The sequence below is a fragment of the Limimaricola pyoseonensis genome, from assembly GCF_900102015.1.
Lineage (GTDB): Bacteria > Pseudomonadota > Alphaproteobacteria > Rhodobacterales > Rhodobacteraceae > Limimaricola > Limimaricola pyoseonensis.
Genome location: NZ_FNAT01000003.1, coordinates 231,322 through 253,292 on the forward strand (window position 1 = coordinate 231,322; position 21,971 = coordinate 253,292).

The following is a 21,971-nucleotide window of genomic DNA, read 5'->3' on the forward strand; positions in this document are numbered from 1 at the left end:
GCCGCAGCATCCCGCTATGCCTGTGCGTCCAAGGCGAAAGGGACGTGACGATGGCCAAACCCCGTTTCACGCGCGAGGACGCGCTGAACTTCCACGAGGTGCCGCAGCCCGGCAAGTGGGAGGTGAGCGCCACCGTCCCGATGACCACCCAGCGCGACCTGAGCCTCGCCTATTCGCCCGGCGTCGCCATCCCCTGCGAGGTGATCGCCGAGCGGCCCGAGACCGCCTACGACTACACCAACAAGGGCAACCTCGTGGCGGTGATCTCGAACGGCACCGCCGTTCTGGGCCTCGGCAATCTCGGCGCGCTGGCCTCCAAGCCGGTGATGGAAGGCAAGTCGGTGCTGTTCAAGCGCTTCGCCGACGTGAACTCGATCGACCTCGAGCTGGACACCGAGGACCCCGACGCCTTCTGCGCCGCCGTGAAGCTGATGGGGCCCTCCTTCGGTGGCATCAACCTCGAGGACATCAAGGCGCCCGAATGCTTCATCATCGAGCAGCGCCTGAAGGAAGAGATGGACATCCCCGTCTTCCACGACGACCAGCACGGCACCGCCGTGATCTGCGCCGCGGGTCTGCTCAACGCGCTGCACCTCTCGGGCAAGAGGATCGAGGATGTCCGCATCGTGCTGAACGGCGCGGGCGCGGCCGGCATCGCCTGTCTCGAACTGCTCAAATCGATGGGCGCGCGGCACGAGAACTGCATCATGTGCGACACCAAGGGCGTGATCTGGCAGGGCCGGACCGAGGGCATGAACCAGTGGAAATCGGCGCACGCGGTCAAGACCGAGGCGCGCACGCTGGCCGAGGCGATGCAGGGCGCGGACGTGTTCCTCGGCGTTTCGGCCAAGGGCGCGGTGACGCAGGAGATGGTGAAGTCGATGGCGCCCGACCCGGTCATCTTCGCCATGGCCAACCCCGACCCCGAGATCACGCCCGAGGAGGCGCACGAGGTGCGCGCCGACGCGATCGTGGCGACGGGCCGGTCGGACTACCCCAACCAGGTCAACAACGTGCTGGGCTTTCCCTACCTGTTCCGCGGCGCGCTCGACATCCATGCCCGCGCGATCAACGACGAGATGAAGATCGCCTGCGCCGAGGCGCTGGCCGCGCTGGCGCGCGAGGACGTGCCCGACGAGGTGGCGCTGGCCTATGGCCGCAAGCTCAGCTTCGGGCGCGACTACATCATCCCCACGCCCTTCGATCCCCGGCTGATCCACCGCATCCCGCCGGCGGTGGCCCGCGCCGGCATGAAGACCGGCGTGGCGCGGCGCGAGATCGCCGACATGGAGCATTACGAGCAGGCGCTGAAGGGCCGGATGGACCCGACCGCGACCGTGCTGCGCGCGCTCAACGCCCGCGCCCGCGCCGCGCAGGCGACGATGATCTTCGCCGAGGGCGACGATCCGCGCGTGCTGCGCGCCGCCGTGCAGTACCAGCGCTCGGGCTTCGGCAAGTCGATCGTGGTCGGCCGCACCGACGACGTCGCCCAGAAGCTCGCGGCCGAGGGGCTGGCCGAGGCGGTGACCGAGATCGAGGTGGTGAACGCCGCCAACACCGCGCATCTCGAGACCTACAAGTCCTTCCTCTACGACCGGCTGCAGCGCAAGGGCCACGACCAGCACGACATCCACCGCCTCGCCGGCCGCGACCGGCACGTCTTCGCCTCCCTGATGCTGGCGCATGGCCATGGCGACGGCATGATCACCGGCGCCACCCGCAAGTCGGCGCATGTGATGGAGCTGGTGAACCACGTCTTCGACGCCGGCCCGCATGACGGCGCGGTCGGCGTCTCGGTGCTGATGCACAAGGGCCGGATCGTGCTGGTGGCCGACACTTTGGTGCATGAATGGCCCGACGAGGAGGACCTCGCCGACATCGCGATCCAGGGCGCGCAGGTGGCGCGCGAGCTCGGGCTCGAGCCGCGCGTGGCCTTCGTCAGCTTCTCGACCTTCGGCTACCCGGTCTCCGAGCGCGCCACCAAGATGCACCGCGCCGCCGGGGTGCTCGACGGGCGCGGCGTCGACTTCGAATACGAGGGCGAGATGGCCGTCGACGTGGCGCTGAACCCCAAGGCGCAGGAGAACTACCCCTTCTCGCGGCTGACCGGCGCGGCCAACGTGCTGGTCGTCCCGGCGCGGCACTCGGCCTCGATCTCGGTCAAGCTGATGCAGGAGATGGCCGGCGCCACGGTGATCGGCCCGATCCTGTCGGGCGTCGACCGGCCGATCCAGATCTGCTCTACCGTCTCCACCGTGAACGACATCGTCAACATGGCCGTGATGGCGGCCTGCAAGGCTCGCAAATGACTCTCTGGAACCTCGGATCGATCAACGCAGACCATGTCTACGCCGTGCCGCACATCCCCGCGCCCGGCGAGACGCTCGCCGCCACCGGGCTGAGCCGGGGCCTCGGCGGCAAGGGCGCCAACATGTCGGTCGCCATGGCCCGCGCCGGCGGCCGCGTCGCGCATCTCGGCGCGGTCGGCGCCGATGGCGGCTGGATGCTCGAGCGGCTCGAAGGCTACGGCGTCGACTGCGCGCATGTGCAGCGCCATGACGGCCCCTCGGGCCACGCCATCATCACCGTCGACGCCGCGGCCGAGAACGCCATCACCATCTGGCCCGGCGCCAACCGCGAGATCGACCCGGAGGCCGTGAAACGGGCCCTTGAGCGGGCCGAGCGCGGCGACCTCTTCGTCACCCAGAACGAGACCTCGCTGCAGGTCGAGGCCGCCGCGCAGGCCCATGCGCAGGGTCTGACCGTGGCCTATGCCGCCGCCCCCTTCGACGCCGACGCCGTGCGCGCCGTGCTGCCGCATCTCGACCTTCTCGTGCTGAACGAGATCGAGGCGCAGCAGCTGGCGCAGGCGCTGGGCCAGCCGGTCGAGGCGCTGCCGGTCCCGAACGTCGTCGTCACGCTCGGCGCCAAGGGCTGCGACTGGATTGAGACCGCCAGCGGCGCGCGCCACCATGTCGACGCGCCCAGGGTCGAGGCGGTCGACACCACCGGCGCGGGCGACACCTTCACCGGCTACCTGCTCGCGGGTCTGTCGCAGGGCCTCGCCATGCCCGAGGCGCTGGCCCGCGCCACGCGGGCGGCGGCGCTCAAGGTCGGGCGGCACGGCGCGGCCGACGCGATCCCGACGCTGGAGGAGGTCGAGCGCGCGGCCCTCTAGGCCCCGCCGACCGCAACGGAGCCCGACCTGAGCCCGGAAGGACCCCATGGCCGATTTCGTCTTCGCCGATCCGGCGGCCCTCGTCGCGGGCTGCGTCGCGGTGTTCCTCGTGGGTCTCTCCAAGGGGGGCTTGGGCGGCGCCATGGCGCTTCTGGGCGTGCCGATCATGGCGCTGGCCATGCCGCCGGTGCAGGCGGCGGGCATCCTGCTGCCGGTGCTGCTGGTGATGGACGCGATCAGCCTCTGGGCCTGGCGCGGCTTCTTCCACCGTGGCACGTTGATGCGGATGCTGCCGGGCGCGGTGCTCGGCATCGGCATCGGCTGGCTCACCGCGGCGCTCGTGTCGGACGACATGGTGCGGCTGATCGTCGGCGTCGTGGCGCTGGCCTTCTCGGCGCGCTGGATGCTGTCGGGCCAGGTCCGCCGCGCCGCGGCCCGGGCCGAGAGCACCGGCCGCGCCAGCCTCTGGGCGACGCTGGCCGGCTACACCAGCTTCGTCGCCCATGCCGGCGGCCCGCCCTTCCAAGTCTACGCCATGCCGCTCCGGCTCGACCCGCGTGTCTATACCGGCACCTCGGTGATCTTCTTCGCCGTGGTCAACCTGGTGAAGCTCGTCCCCTATGCCGCGCTGGGCCAGCTCGGCGGCGCCAATCTGAGCGCGGCGGCGGCGCTTCTGCCGCTTGCCGTGGTGGCGACCCTGTTCGGGGCCTGGATCGTGAAGCGGATGCGGGCCGAGATCTTCTACCCGGTGATGTACGGCTTCGTGGTGCTGGTCGGGCTCAAGCTCACATGGGACGGCCTCTCGGCGCTGCTGCCCGCAACCCCGGCTTAACCCGGCCCTGCTAGACCCTTCCCCGGGACAGCAGGGGGGCCGGGCGATGGGGCAGGGCAACGCGCCGATCATCGTGAAACGCAAGAAGGTCGTCGCCGGCGACGGCCATCACGGCGGGGCGTGGAAGGTCGCCTATGCCGATTTCGTCACCGCGATGATGGCCTTCTTCATGCTGATGTGGCTCTTGAACGCCACCACCGAGCAGCAGCGCAAGGGCCTCGCCGACTACTTCGCCCCGACTATCGCGATCAGCCGCACCTCCGGCGGCGGCGCGCAGGTGCTCGACGGCTCGGCCCTGCACCAGACCCAGGCCATGAGCGAGAGCGGCACCGGCGCCGAGATCGGCGTCATGGGCGCGGTGCCGCTCGACCTCGCCCCCGAGAAATCCTCTGGCGCGGCGCAGGCCGCCGAGGTGGCCGCGCTGCGCGCCGCCGAGGCGGTGCTGATCGGGCAGGGCGGCGAAAGCCTCGTCTCGCGCGAGGCGCTGCGCCATGTCGTCACCCGCCTCACCGACGAAGGTCTGGTGATCGAGATCTTCGCTCGCCCCGGCGCGCCGATCTTTGCGCCCGGCGCCGCCGAGCCGCTGCCGGTCACCGTCGAGCTTCTGGCCCTCGCCGCGCAGGCGGCGGGGCTGGTGCAGAACCCCGTGGGCCTCGGCGCGCATCTCGCCGCCCGTCCCGTGGTGCTGGCCGAGAACCCGGTCTGGCCGCTCTCGGCGGCCCGCGCCGACGCCGCGCGCCGCGCGCTCGAGACGGGCGGCGTCGCGCCCATCCGCATCCGTCGCGTCACCGGGCACGCCGACCGCAGCGAACGCATCGAGATCACCCTGATCCGCACGGCGCGTTAGCCCGGCCTTAAGCCCGCCCGTCTAGGCTCTCTCCCGACAGCCACCGGAAGGGCCACCATGACCATCTCCTCCTCGCTTGGCGCGGGCGTCGCCGGGCTCGCCGCCAACGCCCAGCGCCTCGCCACCATCTCCGACAACATCGCCAACTCCGCCACCCACGGCTATCGCCGCGCCGTGACCGATTTCCATTCTCTGGTGCTCGAGGGCGGCGGCGGCGGCGGGCGCTACGTCGCGGGCGGCGTCGCCACCAGCACCCAGCGGCTGATCGACACGGGCGGCGCGCTCTCGGCCTCCTCCAACCCGACCGACCTCGCGGTGCGCGGCCGCGGCTTCCTGCCGGTCGCGGCCAACGCCAACGACGCGGGGGCGGGCGATTTCCGGCTGGTGACCACCGGCTCCTTCCGCACCGATTCCGCGGGCTACCTGCGCAGCCCCGACGGGCAGGTGCTGCTCGGCTGGCCCGCCGCCGCCGATGGCACCATCGGCGCCATGCCGCGCGACTCGGCGCTGGCGCTCGCGCCTGTGCGGGTGCCCACCGGCGCGCTCTCGGGCCAGCCCACCACCGAGGTGGCGCTGGGCGTCAACCTGCCCGCCACCGCCACGCAGGACGGCGCCGACGGCCTGCCCGAAAACCTGAGCGTCGAGTATTACGACAATCTCGGCGCGCCGCAGCGGCTCGACCTGACCTTCACGCCGCAGCTTCCCGCCCCCGGCGCCGCCGACACCAACGCCTGGACCCTGCAGGTCGCCGATGCCGCCTCGGGCGGCGCGGTGATCGGCGAATACGACATCGCCTTCTCGGCCGACCGTGCCGCCGGCGGCCGGATCGAGAGCGTCATCGCCACCACCGGCGGCGGCTACGACCCGGCCACCGGCCGGCTCGAGGTCGCGGCGGCGGGCGGGCCGATCGGCCTGACCATCGGCCGCCCCGGCGAGATCGGCGGCCTGTCGCAGCTGGGCGACGCCTTCGCGCCGCTCTCGGTCGAACGCGACGGCGCGCCCACCGGCAACCTCGCCTCGGTCGAGGTCGATGCCGGCGGCTACGTCCACGCCCATTACGACAACGGCACCAGCCGCCGCATCTTCCAGGTGCCGCTGGTCGACGTCGCCAACCCCAACGGCCTGATGACCCATGACGGCCAGAGCTATTCCGTCAGCGCCGAGAGCGGGGCGATGCTCCTGTGGGACGCGGGCGACGGCCCGGTGGGCGAGGTGGCTGGCTTCGCGCGCGAGGAATCCGCCGTCGACGTCGCCGAGGAGCTGACCCAGCTGATCCAGACCCAGCGCGCCTATTCCTCGAACGCCAAGGTGATCCAGACCGTCGAGTTGTCCTTGGCCGAGGAGACCGACTTGCCGGTCGAGATCTCGGTCTGGGTCTTGGAGAGGCTGGAGTTGATGCCCTTGAGGGTCTGCAGCGCGACCATCGCGCCGTTGTTGGTCAGAATGCTCGACATGTTGCGTCGTCCTTCGTCGCGGCGGCTTTCGCGCGCCGGGTTGCGGAAGATCGCCAGCGCGCTCTGCGCGGGCGGGACGGCCGTTCTGACGCCGGGCGGACCGGGGGATGCCCCGCCGCGATGGGCCCGTTATGGCAGGCCGGGATTAAGCCGGCCCTAACGCCGCGCGCCGGGATCGCGCGGATTGGAGTCGATTCCGGCGCGTCGGCCGTCGGGGCCGTAGGTGGCGAAGCCGGCCCGCGCCTGCGTCCGGGCGCGGGTCTGCGCCATCGCGGCGCGCATCCCCTCCATCGCGGCGCGCAGCAGGCCGGCATTGCGCGCAAGCTCGGGCGCCAGGGCGCGCGCCTCGTCCGGGGTCAGCGTCCCGGCCAGCGCCGCCTTGCGCCGGGCGAGATCGCCGAGCCGGTCATGCGCGCCCGCGCGCAACAGGGCGCGTTCCTCGGCCAGAAGGGCGGCGAGGCTCATGGCGCGCCCGCCGCGTTGCGCGACAGCGAGCGGTAGAGCGCGTCGGCCAGCCCGATGCCGCCGGCGGCGGTGATGCGCTCGGCCTGCGCCTCGACGAGGAAGGAGCGGAACTGCTCCTCGCCCGCGCCGCCGCCCCAGCCCGAGGGCGCGGCGCCGAGGCCGGCGGTCTTGAGCATCTCGGCCAGAAAGCCGGTCTCGAGCCTCTGCGCGGCGGCGCGGAGGGGGTCCGGGGCGGCGGCGGGCGGTGCCTGCGGCGGGATGGCGGTCAGCGGGGTCATGGGCGCTCCTGTTGCGGATCGGCGCGAGGATCGGCCGTGGCGGTAAAGATCGGGTAAGCCTTGCCGGGCATGATGGGCGCGTCCCTGCCCGAGGTCCGAATGCAGCTGCCCGCCGCCCTGTCGCCCGCCGCGCCGCCCGCCGCGCCGCCCGCCGCGCCGCCCGGCCCGCCGCCCGGCCCGCCGAAGCCTGCCTTGCCGTCTGAGAGGGGTGGCGGCGGATTCGCCGCGGCATTGCGCGCCGAGACGGGGGGCGACGAGCGGCCGGGGGAGGCCGTCGGGCCGGAGTCGGCCGGTGAGGAAGGCGGAGAGCCGGAGGTTTTGGAGGAGGCCGGGGGCGAGGGCTTGGGGGGTGAGGATCGCCCGCGGCTCGAACCCCGCGCCGAAGCGCCTGAAGAGGACACGGAGACAGGGCCGAACGGCGCGGCCGTGCCTGCCGTCGGGCATGGCCCGGACGGTCCGGCGCGGGGCGCGGGCCATGAGGAGGGGCCGGACCCGCCGGGAGCGGCGCCGGGGGGCAAGGCTCCCGGCGGTCAGGGCGCAGGCGTGGCCACCGGGCCGGCGGCGCTGCTGGCATTGGCGGCGGGCGAGCGCGCGGGCGGGGGGATGACGCAGGACGCAAAGGCGCCCGAGGCACGACTCGCCGCCGCGAGCGATATTGCGATGGGGCCCATGCTGCCGGCCCCGGCGCCACGGCAGTCCGGCCCGGCGGCACGGCCCGCGACCGAGGTCGCGCCGCTGGCCGAACCGGCGGGCGATGTCGGGTCGGGCGCGACGGGCGGCGAGGTGGCGGCGCAGGCCGAGCCGCGGGCAGAGGCCCCGCGCGCCGCCGCGCTGCCACGGCTGGTCGCCGCGCAGGTCGCGGTGCTGGTCCAGCCGCAAGCCGCACCGCAGGGCGGCGCGGCGACCGGGCTCAGCATCGACCTGCAGGAGCTGGGGCGGCTGGCGCTGCAGGTCGAGAGCGCGGGCGACCGCGTCACGCTGACCCTGCAGGCCGAGCGGCCCGAGACCGAGGCGCTGCTGCGCCGCCACCTGCAGGAGCTGGCGCAGGAGCTGCGTGCCGAGGGGTGGGAGACCATCGACCTGAACTTCGCCGGGCGGGAGGACCGCCCCGCGCCCGATCCGGACGATCCCGGCGCAGAGGCCGCGCCGGGGCCGGAGACGCGGCCCGCCAGGGCCGTTTTCGTGCCTCTGGGGACGGGCGCTGCGGGCGGGGCGGCGGGTCTCGACCTGCGGCTGTGAGAAGGAGAACGAGATGACCGAGATTGTTCCGACCATGCCCGCCGCTTCGGCCGTGCCGGCCGCGCCGACCCCGGCGGCAGGGGCGGCGGGGGCCACCGGCGCCGGGCCGGTGCTGAACCCCGAATTCGACACCTTTCTCAAGATGCTGACCGCGCAGATCCGCAACCAGGACCCGCTTTCGCCGATGGATTCGGCCGATTACGCGGTGCAGCTCGCCACCTTTTCGGGGGTCGAGCAGCAGATCCGGGGCAACGAGCTTCTGGGGCAGATGCTGGAGCGCACGGGCGGCGGCGGGCTGGCCGACCTGTCGGGCTGGGTCGGGCGCGAGGTGCGCGCGGCGATGCCGGTGCAGCTGTCGGGGCAGGCGATGCGGCTCGAGCTTGCGCCCGCGCCGGGGGCCGAGAGCGCCGAGCTGGTGGTCACAGATGCCGGCGGCCGCGTGGTCGGGCGGCACGGGCTGGGGCCCGGGGCGCAGAGCATAGACTGGGCTGGCGGCACCGACGCCGAGGGGCGGCCGCTGCCCGAGGGGCTCTACGATTTCGAGGTCGTCAGCTTCGCGGGGGGCGCCGAGATCGCGCGCGAGACGGTCGAGACCTATGGGCGGGTGCGCGAGGTGCGGCTCGGCCCCGAGGGACCGGTGCTGCGGCTCGAGGGCGGGGCGGAGGTCGCGCCGGGCGCGGTGAGCGCGCTGCGCGAGGGAGGGTAGGGTCGGATCGGGGGAAACGGAGCCGATTCCGGTGGCTCCCGGCCGCCGGCCGGGCCGGCCGCGGGGCGTAGGATGGCCGGGTGCGATCCGGATGATCGGCGGCGTCGTGCGGGAAGGTCCGGGCGATACGCCGCCGGGGAGAACGGAGACCGGATCGTGGCGGAGATGCGACCGGCCGGCCGCGAGGGCCTAGACCAGCGAGGCGATCCAGCCCGCCGCCGCCGTCAGCCCGGCGCCGATGGCGACCCAGGCGAGGGGGGGCATCTCGCGCTTGGGGGCGGGCGGCTCGGGGTGGCTCTGGCGCACCAGCGCCGCCTCGGCCAGAGCCGGCAGGCGCGGGCCGAAGCGCGACAGCACCTGCACGGTGCGGCCGAGATCGCGCGCCACCGCCTTGGGGCCGATGTTGTCGCGGATGTAATCCTCGACCACGGGGCGCGCCGCCTTCCAGATGTTGATATGCGGGTCGAGCGTGCGCGCGACGCCCTCGACCACCACCATGGTGCGCTGCAGCAGGATCAGCTCCGTGCGGGTCTGCATGCCGAAGCGCTCGGTCACCTCGAACAGGTAATTCAGGAGCCGCGCCATCGAGATGCGCGAGGCGTCCATGCCGAAGATCGGCTCTCCGACGGCGCGCAGGGCGGAGGCGAAGGCGTCGACGTCGCGGTCGGCGGGGACGTAGCCCGCCTCGAAATGCACCTCGGCGACGCGGCGGTAATCCTTGCGGATGAAGCCGAAGATGATTTCGGCATAGACCCGGCGGGTGTACTCGTCGATCCGGCCCATGATGCCGAAATCGAGCGCGATCAGCGTGCCGTCCGGGCCGACCTTGAGGTTGCCCTGGTGCATGTCGCCGTGGAAGTAGCCGTCGCGCAGCGCGTGGCTCAGGAAGAGCTGCAGCACCCGCTCGGCAAGCCGCGCGCGGTCGTGGCCGGCGGCGTCGATCTCGGCGGTGCGCGCGGCCGAGATGCCCTCGACCCATTTCAGCGTCATCACCCGCCGGCCTGAGAGGTGCCAGTGCAGCGCCGGGACCTCGAAGCCCGCGTCGTCATGGGTGTTGGCGGCGAACTCGGCCGCGGCGGCGGCCTCGAGGCGCAGGTCCAGCTCGCCCAGCACCACGCTTTCGAAATGCGCGATCACCTCGACGGGGCGCAGACGGCGCGAGCCGGGCACCAGCCGCTCGATCATCCGGGCGACGAAGTAGAAGGCGTCGATGTCGCGGCGGAAGGCCTTCTCGATGCCCGGGCGCAGCACCTTCACCGCCACCGTCTCGCCGGTCTCGGCCAGCCGCGCCTGGTGCACCTGCGCGATCGAGGCGGCAGCGACCGGCTCGGAGAACTCGGAGAAGAGCTTGTCGACCGGCTGGCCCAGCTCGATCGCGACGGCGCGCTTGGCCTGCGCGGTCGGGAAGGGCGGCAGACGGTCCTGTAGGACGCGCAGCTGCACCGCGATCTCGTCGCCGACCACGTCCGGTCTGGTCGAGAGGATCTGGCCGAACTTGATGTAGGCAGGGCCCAGCGCGGTCAGCGCGCGGGTGGCGGGCGGCATCTCGGGGTCGCCCTCGTAGCCGAGCCAGCGGAACGGCGCGGCCAGCACCCGGATCGCCACGCGGAGCGGGCGCGGCGCGTCGAGCGCCTCGAGCACCTCGGCCATCGCGCCCGTGCGCTCGAAGGTGGCGCCGGTGCGGATCAGCCTCAGGAGATTGTGCGGCCCCCTCAGAGCTTCCACCCCGAATGCAGACAGGCCACGCCCATCGTCAGGTTGCGGTACTTGGCGTTTTCGAAGCCCGCGTCGCGCACCATGCCGAGGAAGGTCTCCTGGTCGGGGAAGCGGCGGATCGACTCGACGAGGTACTGGTAGCTGTCGCGGTCGTTGGCGATCAGCTGGCCCATCGCCGGGATGACGTTGAAGCTGTAGAGGTCGTAGACCCGCTGCATCAGATCGTTCGGGATCTGGCTGAACTCCAGCACCATCAGCCGGCCGCCGGGGCGCAGCACGCGGTAGGCCTCTTCCAGCGCCTTCTCGGGCCGGGTGACGTTCCGGATGCCGAAGCTGATCGTGTAGACGTCGAAGCTGTTCGACGGGAAGGGCAGCGCCATGGCGTCGCCCACCACCCAGTCGAGGCTGTCTCCGAGCCGCTCGGCCTCGGCCCGCTTGCGGCCCTCGACCAGCATCGGCTCGGTCAGGTCGCAGACCGTGGCGTGGCCGTGGCCGGCGCGCTTGAGGAAGCGGAACGACACGTCGCCGGTGCCGCCGGCCACGTCCAGAAGCTCCTGCCCCGGGCGCGGCGCCAGCCAGTCCATCATCGCGTCCTTCCAGAGGCGATGGATGCCGGCGCTCATCACGTCGTTCATCACGTCGTAGCGCGAGGCGACGGAGGTGAACACGCCGCGCACGCGGCCGGCCTTCTCCTCCTCGCGCACGGTCTGGTAGCCGAAATGGGTGGTCTGCTCTTCGCTCAAGGGTCTTGTCCCGTGCCGCCTCGCACCCTTGATAGGGCTCAGTGGCGGCATATAGGCCGCGGCAGCCGAAAGAAAGAACCCATGCCCGAATTGCCGGAGGTCGAGACGGTTCGCCGCGGGCTCTTGCCCGCGATGGAGGGCCGCCGGATCGAGACCGCCCATGTGAACCGCCCCGACCTGCGCTGGCCCTTCCCCGAGCGGATGGCCGAGCGGCTGTCGGGCCAGCGGGTGGAGCGGCTGCGCCGGCGCTCGAAATACATCCTCGCCGATCTCTCGGGCGGCGAGACGCTGATCGTGCATCTGGGCATGTCGGGGCGGATGACCGTCTCGGGCGTGAAGCTCGGGCGGTTTCACGTGGATCACCCGGCGCCCGGCAAGCACGACCACGTGGTGCTGGAGATGCAGGGCGGCGCGCGCGTCACCTTCAACGACCCGCGCCGCTTCGGGGCGATGGACCTCGCGCCGACCGAGGCGCTCGAAGACCACCGGCTCCTGCGCGACATCGGGCCGGAGCCCTTGGGCAACCACTTCGACGAGTCCTATCTCGTGGCGCGGCTGAAGGGGCGGATGGTGCCGATCAAGACGGCGCTGCTGGACCAGAAGGTCGTGGCGGGCCTCGGCAACATCTATGTCTGCGAGGTGCTGCACCGCGCCGGCATCGACCCGCGCCGCAAGGCGGGCCGGATCTCGGAGGCGCGGATCGCGGCGCTGGTGCCCTTGGTGCGCGTGGTGCTGGAGGAGGCGATCGCGGCGGGGGGCTCCTCGCTCAAGGATTACCGGCAGGCCGACGGCGCGATGGGCTACTTCCAGCACGGCTTCAGGGTCTATGACCGCGAGGGCGCGCGCTGCCCGGCCGAGGGCTGCGAGGGCGAGATCGGCCGGATCGTGCAGGCGGGGCGCTCGACCTTCTGGTGCGCGAGCTGCCAAAAGTGATCGGGCAGAGGTGACTTGAAGGCCCGGGCGCGGCGCGTCATCAATCCGGGAACCGCCGCTGCCCCGGAGAACCCCATGGCCTACAAGACCATCCTCGTCGAAACCTCGGACGACATCTGCAACGTCACGCTGAACCGCCCCGAGGCGATGAACGCCATCAACTCGGTGCTGCTGCGCGAGCTGGTGGCCGCGCTCGAGGAGGCCGACGCCTCCGACAAGGTGCGCTGCATCGTCGTGACCGGCTCCGACAAGGCCTTCGCCGCCGGGGCCGACGTGGCCGAGATGGCCGACCTCGGCTTCGTCGAGATGTATCGCCGCGCGCTCTACGCGGGCGACATGGCCAGGCTCGCGCGCATCCGCAAGCCGGTGGTCGCGGCCGTCGCGGGCTACGCGCTGGGCGGCGGCTGCGAGCTGGCCATGGCCTGCGATTTCATCATCGCCGCCGACACCGCCAAGTTCGGCCAGCCGGAGGTCAATCTCGGCATCATGTCGGGCATGGGCGGCAGCCAGCGGCTGACCCGCGCGGTGGGCAAGCCCAAGGCGATGGACATGCATCTGACGGGCCGCTTCATGTCGGCCGAGGAGGCCGAGCGCGCAGGCCTCGTCAGCCGCGTCGTGCCGGCGCGGCAGCTCGCGCAGGAGGCGCGGCAGGCCGCCGCCAAGATCGCCGAGAAGAGCCAGCTTTCGGTGCTCGCGATCAAGGAGGCGGTGAACCGCAGCCAGGAGCTGCCGCTGACCGAGGGGCTGGCCTATGAGCGGCGGCTGTTCGAGGCGCTGTTCTCGACCGAGGACCAGGCCGAGGGCATGGCCGCCTTCCGCGAGAAGCGCGAGCCGCAATACCGCGACCGCTGAGACGGAAGCGCCGTCGGCCGATGACGGCCGGGGCCTGTGGAAAAGGCCGCGAGGGCGGTTGACTGCGGGCCGACTCGGCCTTAGAGACGCGGCTTCAGAACAGTTACCCCGCAAGTGGATTCTCGACACATGGCCAACACGCCCCAGTCCAAGAAGCGCGCTCGCCAGAACGAGCGCCGCTTCGCGATCAACAAGATGCGCCGGTCGCGCATCCGCACCTTCCTGCGCAAGGTCGAGGAGGCGATCGCCTCCGGTCAGCAGGACGCCGCCCAGGCCGCCCTGCGCGAAGCTCAGCCCGAGCTGATGCGCGGCGTCACCAAGGGTGTCGTCCACAAGAACACCGCGGCACGCAAGATGTCGCGCCTGTCCTCGCGGGTGAAGGCGCTGGCCGCCTGATCGCGACGACAGCGACGAGTTGAGGAAGGGGCGCACCACGCGGTGCGCCCCTTTTTCGTGCCGGTTTCACGGGGGCCTCCGCGGGCGCCAGTGGGCGTCCGGGGCCGCGCCGGGCGGGCGCGATTCTGTTCCCGCGCGGGCGCGAAATTTTCGCCGCCCGCGGCTTGGGAGACTGGCTGCCATGCAGCAATGGCATGGCGATTCCCGAGGCGTTTCCCAGTGCGAAAACGCGATACCGGTCAAGGCCGTGGCGGTAACGAGGCACCCCATTGCCGCTGCGACAGATCGCCGGAATCGCGGCCCGTGTCCGTCATGTGCCTGTCAAGTTCCCACGCTAGGAAAACCCGGCCGAAACCGGCCGGTCGTGACCGCCGCGCCTGCCATCCCGCGATGGCCCTTGGGATTCAGGGGCCCGGGCAGAGTCGCCCGGATTCGATCCGGGCAAAGCCGTGGTCAAGCGCGTTGTTCGGTTGTCGACTCGCGAGCCGCGCGGCTAACTTGCTCCTGCGATTCACATCGTTCCTGGGGGAACATGGACGGGTCGGCACCCCGCCGGTCGGACGGCCAGCTGCAAGGCCGTTGATCGAGCTGCAAACGGGGCGCCCGCTCACATGAGGCGTGACGGCGCGCGGCCCTGTGCCGCGTGGGCGCCGTGGCGCATTTGTCTGCGACGGGCCCGCGCCAGCGGGCCGGTTTGCTGCATGTCCCGATCCCGGGCCGCGCCGAGAGGCCGGCCGGCGGCTCCGCCGTCGTCCGCTCCGGCCCGGAGGTTCGGCCAGTCGGGCGCCGCATGGCGCCGGTGCTTGCGCGCCGGCGATCGGCCCCGTCGTGCCGCGATGATGTGAAGCGCAGCCGGGCGCGGCGGGCGCGTCCGGATCGACGAAGGCAGGGCCGGGGACAGGATGATGACGGACGGGATTTGGGCAGAGGTCAGCGAGGAACTGAAGCGGGCGGTGGGGTCGAACAACCACACCACCTGGATCGCGCCGCTGCGCTTCGAGGAGCTGGCCGACGGCGTCGTCCGCTTCGGCGCGCCGACCGCCTTCCACGGCAATTACGTGCTGCAGAACTTCGGCGACCAGATCCTGCAGCATCTGCGCCGCGCCGGCGCCACGGTGCAGCGCCTCTCCTTCGCCCAGACCGGCGCGGCCCGTCCCGCCCCGCGCCCGCAGCCCGGCGCCGCCGCGCCCGCCGCTGCCGCCACCGCCCCGGCGGTGCAGGCCGCGGCCGAGGATGACGACGCCACGCCTTCGGCCTCGCTCGACCCGCGCTTCACCTTCGACCGCTTCGTCGTCGGCAAGCCCAACGAGATGGCCCACGCCGCGGCGCGCCGGATCGCCGAGGGCGGCAATCTCGGCTTCAACCCGCTGTTCCTCTATGGCGGCGTCGGTCTCGGCAAGACCCACCTGATGCACGCCATCGGCCACGAGCTGAAGGCCAACCAGCCGCATCTCAAGGTCGTGCTCACCTCCGCCGAGCAGTTCATGTACCGCTTCATCACCGCGCTGCGCGACAAGCGCATGATGGACTTCAAGCAGCTGTTCCGCTCGGTCGACGTGCTCATGGTCGACGACATCCAGTTCCTCGGCGGCAAGGACTCGACGCAGGAGGAGTTCTTCCACACCTTCAACGCGCTGATCGACGCCGGAAAGCGGATCATCATCTCGGCCGACCGCGCGCCGGGCGCCATGAAGGACGTCGAGGAGCGGATCACCTCGCGCATGGGCTCGGGGCTGGTCGTCGACCTCTTCCCGACCGATTTCGAGCTGCGCGTCGGCATCCTGCAGGCCAAGGCCGACTACTACCGCCAGCAATATCCCGGCATCGTGGTCCAGCCCGGCGTGTTCGAGTTCCTCGCGCACCGCATCTCGAACAACGTGCGCGTGCTCGAGGGCGCGCTGACCCGGCTCTTCGCCTTCGCCTCGCTGGTCGGGCGCGAGATCTCGCTCGACATGACGCAGGACTGCCTCGCCGACATCCTGCGCGCCTCCGATCGCAAGATCACCGTCGAGGAGATCCAGCGGAAGGTGTCGGAGCACTACAACATCCGGCTGTCGGACATGATCGGCCCGAAGCGGCTGCGCAGCTACGCCCGGCCGCGGCAGGTGGCGATGTATCTCGCCAAGCACATGACCGCCCGCTCCCTGCCCGAGATCGGCCGCCGCTTCGGCGGGCGCGACCACACCACCGTCATGCACGGGGTGCGCAAGATCGAGGAGCTGAAGGCCACCGACAGCCAGATCGCCGACGATCTCGAACTGCTGCGCCGCGCGCTCGAGGAGTGAGCGCGCAAGGGGCCGGCCGCAGGCCCCGTTTGACCTCGGAAAACGCTTGTTCGGCTGTGGAAAACCGTTAGGTTTTCCATCCCGGCCCGAGGGCCCGGCAACTGCGGAGCGAGGGACATGAAATTCAGTATCGAACGCGGCGTGCTGCTCAAGGCGGTCGCCCAGGCGCAATCCGTGGTCGAGCGCCGCAACACCATCCCGATCCTCGCCAACGTGCTGATCGAGGCCGAGGGCGACGCGGTGCGCTTCCGCGCCACCGATCTCGACATCGAGGTGGTCGACCGCGCCCCCGCCACCGTCGAGCGTGAGGGCGCCACCACCGTCGCCGCGGTGCTTCTGAACGAGATTGTCCGCAAGCTGCCCGACGGCGCGCTGGTGACGCTGACCGATCAGGGCGCCTCGGGCCGGCTCTCGATCGAGGCGGGCCGCTCGAACTTCCAGCTCGCGACGCTGCCCAAGGAGGACTTCCCGGTGATGGCCTCCTCGGAATACGAGGCCGAGTTCACCGCCCCCGCCCCGGTGCTGCGCCGGCTGTTCGACAAGTCGAAATTCGCGATCTCCACCGAGGAGACCCGCTACTACCTGAACGGCGTCTACATGCACGTGGCCGACGGCGAGACCGGCCGCGCGCTGCGCTGCGTCGCCACCGACGGCCACCGCCTCGCCCGGGTCGATGCCGAGCTGCCCGAGGGGGCCGCGAACATGGCCGGCGTGATCGTGCCGCGCAAGACCGTGGGCGAGCTGCGCAAGCTTCTCGACGACGACGAGGCGCTGATCGAGGTTTCGGTCAGCGAGACCAAGGTGCGCTTCGCGACCCCCGCCATCACCCTGACCTCCAAGGTGATCGACGGCACCTTCCCCGACTACAGCCGGGTGATCCCGCAGAACAACCAGAAGCGGCTCGAGGTCGACGCCAACGAGTTCGCCAAGGCGGTCGACCGGGTCGCCACCGTCAGCTCCGAGCGCTCGCGCGCGGTCAAGCTGGCGCTCGACGAGGACCGGCTGGTGCTCTCGGTCAACGCCCCCGACAGCGGCGCCGCCGAGGAGGAGCTCGCCGTGGCCTATGGCGACGAGCGGCTGGAGATCGGCTTCAACGCCAAGTACCTGCTCGAGATCGCGAGCCAGGTCGACCGCGAGAACGCGGTGTTCCTGTTCAACTCCTCCGGAGACCCGGCGCTGGTGCGCGAGGGCGACGACCTCTCGGCGGTCTATGTCGTCATGCCGATGCGCGTGTGACGCCGGCGGGATCCGAGTATTTGCAGAGTGAAGTGAGGGAGGGCCGCGCGTGAAGGCGGCCGTCACCTCGCTCGACCTGTCGCATTTCCGCTCCCACAAGCGGGCCGCCCTGTCGCTCGACGGGCGGCCCGTCGCGCTTTACGGGCCGAACGGGGCGGGCAAGACCAACCTGATCGAGGCGGTGTCGCTGCTTTCGCCCGGGCGCGGCATGCGCCGCGCCGGGGCCGAGGAGATCGCGCGCCGGCCCGAGCGGCTGGGCTGGAAGGTCTGGGCCGCCGTCGAGGCCGAGGGCGCGCCGCACGAGATCGAGACCCGCGCCGAGGCCGGCCAGACCCGAAGCGTGCGGATCGACGGCAAGGCGGTGCCGCAGGTGGCGCTGGCGCGCGTGCTCAGGGTGCTGTGGCTGGTGCCCTCGATGGACCGGCTCTGGATCGAGGCGGCGGAAGGGCGCAGGCGGTTTCTCGACCGCGCGGTGATGAGCTTCGAGCCCGGCCATGCCGAGGCGGCGCTCGACTACGAGAAGGCGATGCGCGAGCGCAACCGCCTGCTGAAGGACGGGGTGCGCGACGCGCATTGGTACGCGGCGCTGGAGGGGCGGATGGCGCAGGCGGGCGAGGCCATATCCATCGCGCGCCGCGCCGCGATCGCCCGGCTGGTGGCCGCGCAGGGCGAGGCCGAGACGGCCTTTCCGGCGGCCGACCTCGCGCTCGGCTATCCCGACGAGACGCCGGAGGAGGCCGAGGGGCTGCGCGCGGCCTTCGCGGCGATGCGGCCGCGCGACATGGCCGCCGGGCGCACGCTGATCGGGCCGCACCGCGCCGATCTCGACGCGGTCTGGCGCGCCAAGGGGGTGGCCGCGCGCGACGCCTCGACCGGCGAGCAGAAGGCGCTCCTGATCTCGCTGATCCTCGCCAATGCCCGGGCGCTCGCCGCCGAGGGCGGCGCGCCGCCGGTGCTGCTGCTCGACGAGGTCGCGGCGCATCTGGACAGCCGCCGCCGCGCGGCGCTTTATGACGAGATCTGCGCCCTCGGCCTGCAGGCTTTCATGACCGGCACCGAGCCGGGACTGTTCGAGGATCTGGGCGAGCGCGCCCAGCGCTTCGAGGTGACCGAGACCGGGGGCGAGTCGCAGGTCGGGGAGACGACATGACACCGCAGCGCGTGACCCTCATCACCCTCGGCGTGGCCGACATGGCCCGCTCGAAGGACTTCTACGCCAAGCTTGGCTGGACGCCGCACGGCTCCAGCCAGGACAGCGTCACCTTCTACCAGATGCCGGGCATGGTGCTCGGCCTGTTCGGCCTGGGCGACCTTGCCGCCGACCAGGGGCGGCCCAACGCGACGCTCGGCACCGGCGCGATGACGCTGGCGCAGAACCTGCCCGACCGCGAGGCGGTGGACGCGGCCTGGACCGCCGCGCTCGACGCGGGCGCGACGCCGGTGAAGGCGCCCGAGAAGGTGTTCTGGGGCGGCTATTCCGGCTACTGGGCCGACCCGGACGGCCATGTCTGGGAGGTCGCGCACAACCCGTTCTGGCCGCTCTCGGATGACGGCACGCTGACCCTGCCGGAGCCGGAATGACGCTCGATCTGCACGACATCGCGCTCTATGCGGGCGCGCTCCTCGTGCTGTTCCTGACGCCCGGCCCGGTCTGGGTGGCGCTGACGGCGCGGGCGCTGTCGGGCGGCTTCCAGGCTGCCTGGCCGCTGGCGCTCGGCGTGGTGGTGGGCGACGTGCTCTGGCCGCTTCTGGCGATCCTCGGGGTGAGCTGGGTGCTTTCGGTCTATGGCGGCTTTCTCGAGGCGCTGCGCTGGGTGGCGGCGGCGATGTTCCTGTGGATGGGCGCGATGGTGCTGCGCCATGCCGGGCGCGGCATCGCCGCCGACGGACGGCTGACCCGGCCCGGCATGTGGGCGGGCTTCGGCGCCGGCCTCGCGGTGATCATCGGCAACCCCAAGGCGGTGCTGTTCTACATGGGCATGCTGCCGGGCTTCTTCGACCTGTCGCGGCTGACCGCGCCCGACATCGTCGCGATCTGCGCCGTCTCCTTCGCGGTGCCGCTTTTGGGCAACCTCGTGCTGGCCGCCTCGATCCACCGCGCGCGGGCGCTTCTGACCGCGCCCGCGGCGCTCAGGCGGACCAATCTCGCGGCCGGGGCGATGCTGCTCGGCATAGGGCTGCTCATCCCCTTCATCTAGCGCAAAATATGGGGGAAGACCGTGACATCCCCCACCAGTATTCGTATATTCCGCGGGCACTGACCCGAGGATTCCACACATGGCCGAACCCGCCCTGCAACCCAACGCCTACGGCGCCGATTCCATCAAGGTTCTCAAGGGCCTGGACGCGGTCCGCAAGCGTCCGGGCATGTATATCGGGGACACCGACGACGGCTCGGGCCTGCACCACATGGTCTACGAGGTCGTCGACAACGGCATCGACGAGGCGCTGGCCGGCCATGCCGACTTCGTCCACGTCAAGATCCACGCCGACAACTCGGTCAGCGTGCGCGACAACGGCCGCGGCATCCCCACCGACCTGCACCGCGAGGAGGGCGTCTCGGCGGCCGAGGTCATCATGACCCAGCTGCATGCGGGCGGGAAGTTCGACCAGAACTCCTACAAGGTCTCGGGCGGCCTGCACGGCGTCGGCGTCTCGGTCGTCAACGCGCTGTCGGACTGGCTGGAACTGCGCATCTGGCGCGACGGCCGCGAGCACGTCGCCCGCTTCGAGCGCGGCGAGACCGCGCAGCACCTGACCGTAGTCGGCGAGACCGACCAGACCGGCACCGAGGTGCGCTTCCTCGCCTCGACCGACACCTTCTCCAACCTCGACTACGTGTTCGAGACACTGGAGAAGCGGCTGCGCGAGCTGGCCTTCCTCAATTCCGGCGTGCGCATCATCCTCGAGGATGACCGCCCGGCCCAGCCGCTGCACAGCGAGCTGTTCTACGAGGGCGGCGTGCGCGAGTTCGTGAAGTATCTCGACCGCTCCAAGCACCCGGTCATGCCCGAGCCGATCTGGATCGAGGGCGAGAAGGATGGCATCGGCATCGAGGTGGCGATGTGGTGGAACGACACCTTCCACGAGACCGTGCTGCCCTTCACCAACAACATCCCGCAGCGCGACGGCGGCACCCACATGGCGGGCTTCCGCGGCGCGCTGACCCGCACCATCAACGCCTATGCCCAGTCCTCGGGCATCGCCAAGAAGGAGAAGGTCAACTTCACCGGCGACGACGCGCGCGAGGGGCTGACCTGCGTGCTGTCGGTGAAGGTGCCGGACCCGAAATTCTCGTCCCAGACCAAGGACAAGCTGGTCTCCTCCGAGGTGCGCCCGGCGGTCGAGAACCTCGTCGGCGAAAAGCTCGCCGAGTGGTTCGAGGAGAACCCCAACATCGCCAAGACCATCGTCGGCAAGATCGTCGAGGCGGCGCTGGCGCGCGAGGCCGCGCGCAAGGCGCGCGAGCTGACCCGCCGCAAGACCGCGATGGACGTGAACTTCCTCGCCGGCAAGCTCAAGGACTGCTCCGAGAAGGACCCGTCGAAGACCGAGGTCTTCCTGGTCGAGGGCGACTCGGCCGGCGGCTCGGCCCAGACCGGCCGCGACCGCGGCACGCAGGCGATCCTGCCGCTCAAGGGCAAGATCCTCAACGTCGAGCGCGCGCGCTTCGACCGGATGCTCTCGAGCCAGGAGATCGGCAACCTGGTGATGGCGCTCGGCACCGGCATCGGCCGCGACGAGTTCGACATCAAGAAGCTGCGCTACCACAAGATCGTCATCATGACCGACGCCGATGTCGACGGCGCGCATATCCGGACGCTGCTGCTCACTTTCTTCTTCCGGCAGATGCCGGAGCTGATCGAGGGCGGGCATCTCTACATCGCGCAGCCGCCGCTCTACAAGGTGACGCGCGGCAAGTCGGAGGTCTACCTCAAGGACCAGGCCTCGATGGACGACTACCTGATCCACCAGGGCGTCGAGGGCGCGGCGCTGCGGCTCGGCTCGGGCGAGGAGATTACCGGCAACGACCTTCTGCGCGTGGTCGAGGAGGCGCGCCAGCTCAGGCGCGTGCTCGAGGCCTTCCCGACGCATTACCCGCGCCATATCCTCGAACAGGCGGCGATCTCGGGCGCCTTCGTGCCCGGCGCGGTCGATGCCGACCTGCAGGGCGTGGCCGACAAGGTGGCGAAGCGGCTCGACCTGATCGCGCTGGAATACGAGCGCGGCTGGCGCGGCCGCATCACCCAGGATCACGGCATCCGGCTGGCGCGCATCCTGCGCGGGGTCGAGGAGGTGCGCACGCTCGACGGCCCGATGCTGCGCTCGGGCGAGGCGCGCAAGACCGGCAGCTTCACCAAGGCGCTGCAGGAGATCTACGAGATGCCCGCGACGCTGGTGCGCAAGGACCGCCACCAGCTGATCCACGGCCCGCTCGACCTGCTCGACGCGATCCTCGAGGAGGGCCAGCGCGGCCTGACGCTGCAGCGCTACAAGGGCCTGGGCGAAATGAACCCCGACCAGCTGTGGGAGACCACGCTCGACCCGGAGGCGCGCACGCTCCTGCAGGTGAAGATCGACGATTCGACCGAGGCCGACGACCTCTTCACCAAGCTGATGGGCGACGCGGTCGAGCCGCGGCGCGACTTCATCCAGCAGAACGCGCTCAGCGTCGAGCATCTCGACTTCTGAGACCTTGCAGGGAACGGTCCGGGGCGCCGCGTCGCGCCCCCCGGGCCGGGCTGCCGCCCCGGCGGGGCAATGAGCCCTTGCCGACTCGGGGGCGGGGGCCTATATGCCAGCGTGACAGC

General features: G+C 71.4%; 19 protein-coding genes and 2 pseudogenes. 16 read left to right on the top strand and 5 right to left on the bottom strand.

The genetic code is table 11. The features are described from left to right. Window positions 1-50: 50 nt before the first annotated feature. From BLT43_RS08685 to BLT43_RS08705, 5 genes and pseudogenes are all read left to right on the top strand, one after another. A complete protein-coding gene (locus BLT43_RS08685; RefSeq protein ID WP_090111963.1) occupies window positions 51-2,309 on the top strand; it encodes an NADP-dependent malic enzyme in 2,259 nt (752 codons plus the stop codon). After that, window positions 2,306-3,178 (top strand): ribokinase, encoded by an 873-nt coding sequence (locus BLT43_RS08690; RefSeq protein ID WP_090111965.1) that lies wholly within the window; start codon window positions 2,306-2,308, stop codon window positions 3,176-3,178. The genes BLT43_RS08685 and BLT43_RS08690 overlap by 4 nt, the downstream gene beginning before the upstream one ends. Window positions 3,179-3,224: 46 nt before the next feature. Further along, the gene (locus BLT43_RS08695) at window positions 3,225-4,010 is read left to right on the top strand and encodes a sulfite exporter TauE/SafE family protein (protein WP_090111967.1); all 786 of its coding nucleotides are present in this window, start codon (window positions 3,225-3,227) and stop codon (window positions 4,008-4,010) included. Window positions 4,011-4,056: 46 nt separating this feature from the next. Further along, window positions 4,057-4,857, top strand: coding sequence for a flagellar motor protein MotB (locus BLT43_RS08700; RefSeq protein WP_090111969.1), 801 nt, complete (start codon window positions 4,057-4,059; stop codon window positions 4,855-4,857). A gap of 57 nt (window positions 4,858-4,914) precedes the next feature. Next, a pseudogene (locus BLT43_RS08705) lies at window positions 4,915-6,147 on the top strand (flagellar hook protein FlgE); the annotation flags it as partial. 23 nt (window positions 6,148-6,170) lie between these two features. Here BLT43_RS08705 and BLT43_RS19340 read toward each other — a convergent pair. The 3 genes and pseudogenes from BLT43_RS19340 to BLT43_RS08715 all read right to left on the bottom strand — a co-directional run. Further along, window positions 6,171-6,311: pseudogene (locus tag BLT43_RS19340) on the bottom strand (flagellin N-terminal helical domain-containing protein); the annotation flags it as partial. A gap of 156 nt (window positions 6,312-6,467) precedes the next feature. Further along, on the bottom strand, window positions 6,468-6,776 hold the full coding sequence (locus tag BLT43_RS08710) for a hypothetical protein (RefSeq protein WP_090111973.1): 309 nt from the start codon (window positions 6,774-6,776) through the stop codon (window positions 6,468-6,470). Beyond that, a complete protein-coding gene (locus BLT43_RS08715) occupies window positions 6,773-7,054 on the bottom strand; it encodes a rod-binding protein (protein ID WP_090111975.1) in 282 nt (93 codons plus the stop codon). Before BLT43_RS08715 ends, BLT43_RS08710 begins: the two co-directional genes overlap by 4 nt. A gap of 543 nt (window positions 7,055-7,597) precedes the next feature. Between BLT43_RS08715 and fliK the strand changes: the two genes are divergently transcribed. Next, window positions 7,598-8,293, top strand: coding sequence for a flagellar hook-length control protein FliK (gene fliK, locus BLT43_RS18900; RefSeq protein WP_131802634.1), 696 nt, complete (start codon window positions 7,598-7,600; stop codon window positions 8,291-8,293). A gap of 13 nt (window positions 8,294-8,306) precedes the next feature. Then, the gene (locus tag BLT43_RS08725) at window positions 8,307-8,999 is read left to right on the top strand and encodes a flagellar hook capping FlgD N-terminal domain-containing protein (RefSeq protein WP_090111979.1); all 693 of its coding nucleotides are present in this window, start codon (window positions 8,307-8,309) and stop codon (window positions 8,997-8,999) included. A 189-nt stretch (window positions 9,000-9,188) separates the two neighbouring features. On the opposite strand, the gene ubiB is transcribed toward BLT43_RS08725, so the two are convergent. Together ubiB and ubiE are read right to left on the bottom strand one after the other, a co-directional pair. Next, on the bottom strand, window positions 9,189-10,715 hold the full coding sequence (gene ubiB / locus BLT43_RS08730; protein WP_090112364.1) for a 2-polyprenylphenol 6-hydroxylase: 1,527 nt from the start codon (window positions 10,713-10,715) through the stop codon (window positions 9,189-9,191). After that, window positions 10,712-11,509, bottom strand: coding sequence for a bifunctional demethylmenaquinone methyltransferase/2-methoxy-6-polyprenyl-1,4-benzoquinol methylase UbiE (gene ubiE, locus BLT43_RS08735; RefSeq protein ID WP_423222122.1), 798 nt, complete (start codon window positions 11,507-11,509; stop codon window positions 10,712-10,714). The genes ubiB and ubiE overlap by 4 nt, the downstream gene beginning before the upstream one ends. Window positions 11,510-11,539: 30 nt before the next feature. Here ubiE and mutM point away from each other — a divergent pair, with 30 nt between their 5' ends. From mutM to gyrB, 9 genes are all read left to right on the top strand, one after another. Beyond that, on the top strand, window positions 11,540-12,391 hold the full coding sequence (gene mutM, locus BLT43_RS08740; protein ID WP_090111982.1) for a bifunctional DNA-formamidopyrimidine glycosylase/DNA-(apurinic or apyrimidinic site) lyase: 852 nt from the start codon (window positions 11,540-11,542) through the stop codon (window positions 12,389-12,391). Between the two features lie 75 nt (window positions 12,392-12,466). Next, window positions 12,467-13,243: an enoyl-CoA hydratase-related protein gene (locus BLT43_RS08745; protein ID WP_090111984.1), complete on the top strand. Its 777-nt coding sequence runs from the start codon at window positions 12,467-12,469 to the stop codon at window positions 13,241-13,243. A gap of 129 nt (window positions 13,244-13,372) precedes the next feature. Beyond that, complete coding sequence (rpsT, locus tag BLT43_RS08750) at window positions 13,373-13,639, top strand: 30S ribosomal protein S20 (RefSeq protein WP_085895157.1); 267 nt, start codon at window positions 13,373-13,375, stop codon at window positions 13,637-13,639. A 905-nt stretch (window positions 13,640-14,544) separates the two neighbouring features. Continuing rightward, window positions 14,545-15,924, top strand: a complete 1,380-nt coding sequence (gene dnaA / locus BLT43_RS08755; RefSeq protein WP_090111986.1) for a chromosomal replication initiator protein DnaA — start codon at window positions 14,545-14,547, stop codon at window positions 15,922-15,924. A 117-nt stretch (window positions 15,925-16,041) separates the two neighbouring features. Then, on the top strand, window positions 16,042-17,160 hold the full coding sequence (gene dnaN / locus BLT43_RS08760) for a DNA polymerase III subunit beta (protein WP_090111989.1): 1,119 nt from the start codon (window positions 16,042-16,044) through the stop codon (window positions 17,158-17,160). A 49-nt stretch (window positions 17,161-17,209) separates the two neighbouring features. Next, window positions 17,210-18,310: a DNA replication/repair protein RecF gene (gene recF / locus BLT43_RS08765; protein WP_090111991.1), complete on the top strand. Its 1,101-nt coding sequence runs from the start codon at window positions 17,210-17,212 to the stop codon at window positions 18,308-18,310. Then, entirely contained in the window at window positions 18,307-18,741 is a 435-nt protein-coding gene (locus BLT43_RS08770) for a VOC family protein (protein ID WP_090111993.1), read from the top strand. The genes recF and BLT43_RS08770 overlap by 4 nt, the downstream gene beginning before the upstream one ends. Next, a complete protein-coding gene (locus BLT43_RS08775) occupies window positions 18,738-19,358 on the top strand; it encodes a LysE family translocator (RefSeq protein WP_090111995.1) in 621 nt (206 codons plus the stop codon). The genes BLT43_RS08770 and BLT43_RS08775 overlap by 4 nt, the downstream gene beginning before the upstream one ends. A 79-nt stretch (window positions 19,359-19,437) precedes the next feature. Continuing rightward, window positions 19,438-21,852: a DNA topoisomerase (ATP-hydrolyzing) subunit B gene (gene gyrB / locus BLT43_RS08780; RefSeq protein WP_090111998.1), complete on the top strand. Its 2,415-nt coding sequence runs from the start codon at window positions 19,438-19,440 to the stop codon at window positions 21,850-21,852. Window positions 21,853-21,971: the final 119 nt, after the last annotated feature.

Bases quoted from the DNA above. Each gene is read 5' to 3' on its own strand.
- BLT43_RS08700 (WP_090111969.1), top strand. From the start codon at position 4,057: ATGGGGCAGGGCAACGCGCCGATCATCGTGAAACGCAAGAAGGTCGTC.
- BLT43_RS08695 (WP_090111967.1), top strand. From the start codon at position 3,225: ATGGCCGATTTCGTCTTCGCCGATCCGGCGGCCCTCGTCGCGGGCTGC.
- BLT43_RS08690 (WP_090111965.1), top strand. From the start codon at position 2,306: ATGACTCTCTGGAACCTCGGATCGATCAACGCAGACCATGTCTACGCC.
- rpsT (WP_085895157.1), top strand. From the start codon at position 13,373: ATGGCCAACACGCCCCAGTCCAAGAAGCGCGCTCGCCAGAACGAGCGC.
- BLT43_RS08770 (WP_090111993.1), top strand. From the start codon at position 18,307: ATGACACCGCAGCGCGTGACCCTCATCACCCTCGGCGTGGCCGACATG.
- ubiE (WP_423222122.1), bottom strand. From the start codon at position 11,509: ATGCCGCCACTGAGCCCTATCAAGGGTGCGAGGCGGCACGGGACAAGA.
- BLT43_RS08685 (WP_090111963.1), top strand. From the start codon at position 51: ATGGCCAAACCCCGTTTCACGCGCGAGGACGCGCTGAACTTCCACGAG.
- dnaA (WP_090111986.1), top strand. From the start codon at position 14,545: ATGACGGACGGGATTTGGGCAGAGGTCAGCGAGGAACTGAAGCGGGCG.
- BLT43_RS08715 (WP_090111975.1), bottom strand. From the start codon at position 7,054: ATGACCCCGCTGACCGCCATCCCGCCGCAGGCACCGCCCGCCGCCGCC.
- BLT43_RS08725 (WP_090111979.1), top strand. From the start codon at position 8,307: ATGACCGAGATTGTTCCGACCATGCCCGCCGCTTCGGCCGTGCCGGCC.
- dnaN (WP_090111989.1), top strand. From the start codon at position 16,042: ATGAAATTCAGTATCGAACGCGGCGTGCTGCTCAAGGCGGTCGCCCAG.
- BLT43_RS08775 (WP_090111995.1), top strand. From the start codon at position 18,738: ATGACGCTCGATCTGCACGACATCGCGCTCTATGCGGGCGCGCTCCTC.
- BLT43_RS08745 (WP_090111984.1), top strand. From the start codon at position 12,467: ATGGCCTACAAGACCATCCTCGTCGAAACCTCGGACGACATCTGCAAC.
- gyrB (WP_090111998.1), top strand. From the start codon at position 19,438: ATGGCCGAACCCGCCCTGCAACCCAACGCCTACGGCGCCGATTCCATC.
- mutM (WP_090111982.1), top strand. From the start codon at position 11,540: ATGCCCGAATTGCCGGAGGTCGAGACGGTTCGCCGCGGGCTCTTGCCC.
- BLT43_RS08710 (WP_090111973.1), bottom strand. From the start codon at position 6,776: ATGAGCCTCGCCGCCCTTCTGGCCGAGGAACGCGCCCTGTTGCGCGCG.